Annotated in this window: 3 protein-coding genes; 1 reads left to right on the top strand and 2 read right to left on the bottom strand. The window is 44.1% G+C overall.

Annotated elements, in window-relative coordinates; genetic code table 11:
* On the bottom strand, positions 1–281 hold a 281-nt coding region (locus AB4653_RS24970; RefSeq protein ID WP_372105571.1), incomplete at its 3' end, for a response regulator.
* Positions 274–2,217: an ATP-binding protein gene (locus AB4653_RS24965; protein WP_102258605.1), complete on the bottom strand. Its 1,944-nt coding sequence runs from the start codon at positions 2,215–2,217 to the stop codon at positions 274–276. The genes AB4653_RS24970 and AB4653_RS24965, both read right to left, overlap by 8 nt.
* Before the next feature lie 182 nt (positions 2,218–2,399).
* On the opposite strand from AB4653_RS24965, the gene AB4653_RS24960 reads away from it, so the two are divergent.
* Positions 2,400–3,144 (top strand): DUF945 family protein (locus AB4653_RS24960; RefSeq protein WP_372105570.1); only part of this gene is annotated, 745 nt, incomplete at its 3' end.

Raw genomic sequence — 3,144 nt, 5'->3', positions numbered from 1 at the left:
GCTTGCCCGGTGAGCAGCAGCTTGCGTGTTGGCTTTGTAGAGTCGTGCTGGTTAAGTTCGATAAGAAAATCGATACCCGTTTTGTCAGGCATGATGTGGTCACACAAGATTAAGGCGAGTTTAATACCTTCCTGTCCCATTTCTTTAATCACTTGCTTAGCTTCATCGACCGATTCGGCTCCTTCAACAATAAAATTGTCTTCAAATGGTGCTAAATCTTGAAGGACACTGTTGAGAACCTCTGGCTCATCATCGACACATAAAATTAGGTACTTATTCATGAGGTGCTCCTTCTTGTTTGAATGGAAGCCACACTTGCATGTGTGTATGGCTGCCTACCTCAGACTCCACCAAAATAAAACCTTGATGAGCCGAAACGATTTGTTGAGAAATGGATAACCCAATCCCTAAACCGAAGTTGCCTTCTTTTTTGGTCGTGAAGTTTGGGTTGAAAATAGTGTTGATGTCTTCTTTGGCGATACCGTGTCCAGTGTCCGATATTTGCACTACAAGAAACGTGTCGTCACCTTTAGTTTCTTGATACGTGGTGATAGAGACTTTGCCTCGCTCTGAAAGAGCATCAAGTGCATTAGAGAGAAGGTTGGTCCACACTTGTTGCAGCGAGAGCGACTGGCACAATAGAAGCGGCAAGTCGGTGTCGTAGTGTTTTTCAAGTTGGTGATGTTTGAGCCTGTTTTCAAAGATCACTAACGTATCTTCAAGCCCTTCGTGGATATCTGTGTAGTGGCGGACCTCTTCATCTTCTCGGGCATAGCTTTTTAGGCTTTTGACCATATCGGCAATACGTTTGCTGCAAACTTGAATTGAGCGGATAGAGTTTCCAACATAGTGATAATGCTCTAAGTCATTGAGCAGCTCTTTGCCTGCGACAGGGGAGTCTTTTAAGGTATCTAAAACCGCAGAGTCTTGGCTCAGGTTCAGTCTTACGGCTTTTTTAGCTAGCGCGCGGTCATCGATAGTAGAGGTGAGGTGTTTTACAATTTGTCTTTCTTGAGCTGTTGATAGTGGCTTCGCCATTTTTGACTGTGCTAATACATCCGTCCCTTTATTGGATTCTGGGAGTGCCGAGTTCTCGAGTATTTGATCGAGATGTTCAGACAAGGTTTCAATGCTTCGCAAGATCGCTGCAATCGGGTTGTTCAACTCATGTGCAACACCCGCCACGAGTTGGCCGAGCATCGCCATCTTCTCTTTCTCTATCAATTGTTGATGTGCAGATTCCAACGATTCTAGCGTTTGCTGAAGCTGGATCTTATTGTTGATGCTTCTTTGTAATCGTCGGTTAAAGTGACGGAGTAGTAGATTGGTAAACAGCGGCAGCAGAGTGTTGTTTGAATGCATCACCTGAGCAAAGCTATCTTTATCCAGTTTGATGACTTGGGTCTGAGTCAGAGTAATCGCAGTAGAGAACGAAGGCTCACCCGTCACGAATGACATCCCTCCGACAATATTGCCCTTAGAGTGACGCACAACTTCGCGTTGCTGCCCCAGTTCATCTTTTTTATAGAGCGCCGCTTCACCTTCAATAATTAACCAAAGAAAGCGATTATCTTCGCCCTCAACCGTCAGCAGATGCTCTGGTGAATAATCACGAATGGCCTTGGTTTTATCATCTTTTGAAAAGACATCCTGCAGAGCACTGACGACACGCTCAGCAAGGGCATTGTCAGAAAGCTGGTGGTAATCGTGAATGAAACCCGATTGGAAAGAGTGAATCTTTTGTTCAATGTGCGCTCTGAGTAAGCGCTGTTGATCCAATGCATCGCTGTAAGAGAGCAGGTTTTCTGAGTCGTATTGGATGACAAAAGACGTTAGCTCTTTTTGCGCTGATTTGAATAGAACCTGATCTTGAACTGGCTTGGTTAGACAGTGGTTGAGCCTGCCTTCATTTACAGCGGTTAGAATGGATTGAATGTCTGACGAAGCGCTGACTAATATCGTTCTTGCGGTATTACTATGGGGCAGCTGTTCGAGTTCAATCAGAAATTGCACGCCATTAAATTCAGAATGATGATGAGTGATCACCAAGGCTACAGTTTGGTTGTGATCATGAATATCTTCTAATGCGTGATGCGCGTCTTCTATGTTCTCGGCAGTATAAATATCGAATACAGAAGCCAACGGAGCCAGCTCCGAACGTATTCTTTCAATGCTAACCGGATTATTGTCCAAACAGATAACAGCGTATTGATTCACAGCTCAACCTTAATAGTAGCGACGTCTCTAGCCTAGCAAGAACCGCCGAATAAGGATGAGAGCTAGCCGTTAATTTATTGAGGCAATCGAAGTATCGAGCAATAGACTGATTTAACTCAATGTTTCTTGTTTGCTACTGATGGGTTAGACTAAAAAAACAGACACGTGTAGAAAGAGAACTCATGGAACAGTTAAGAAAAATTGGTGCAATTGGCGGCGCAATCTCATTGGCACTTTGTTGGCCACTAGCGGTTGGCCAAATTGGACAAAATGCCATTACCGATGGTGTTGCAAAGCTTAACAATTCAAGCATTCAAGCGGAGATCGTGGAGTACGATAGAGGTTACCTGTCTTCTAACGTAACTACTCGCCTAACTGTGACCGATGAAAACCTGAAAGAACAACTCGCGATTGATGGGCTGCCGAGTGAGTTTGTCATCAATAGTGCGGTTAGCCACGGTTTGGTGAGCCTGAATGCACTGTCGACGTTTGATAATACTGATATTCTGCCTCTAACTCTGACAACTAGCACTGAGCTAAACGGCAACACGGACTTTAACTTCGAGTTAAGCCAGTTCAATCATCAAGGTTCTGATGAGAATGGTACTTCGGTATCAATCACGAAATCGAATCTGTCTGGCCATGCCACTGTTTTAGGGCAAGTTGATTACGAGCTTTCAATCCCTTCAGTTCAAATTGATTTTGAAACCGGTGAAGAGGTAACACTGTCAAACCTAAAAGGTGTAGGTTCAGGTCAACAAGCGAAAGGCTACTGGTTAGGTTCTCAGAATTTTACTATCGATAGCTTCTTGGTTACAGACTCTGCAATGCAGCCTTTCATGACCATTGAAAACTCTAAGTACGATTTTGAATCACATCTAGATGAAGCGACTAAGCGTCTGCGCAGCAACCTTAAGCTGGATATCG

It is taken from the genome of Vibrio sp. 10N.222.48.A3, from assembly GCF_041475345.1.
Classification (GTDB): Bacteria; Pseudomonadota; Gammaproteobacteria; order Enterobacterales; family Vibrionaceae; genus Vibrio; species Vibrio tasmaniensis_A.
Note: the sequence above shows the minus strand (reverse complement) of the source record. Positions and strands in the feature narration are given on the sequence as shown.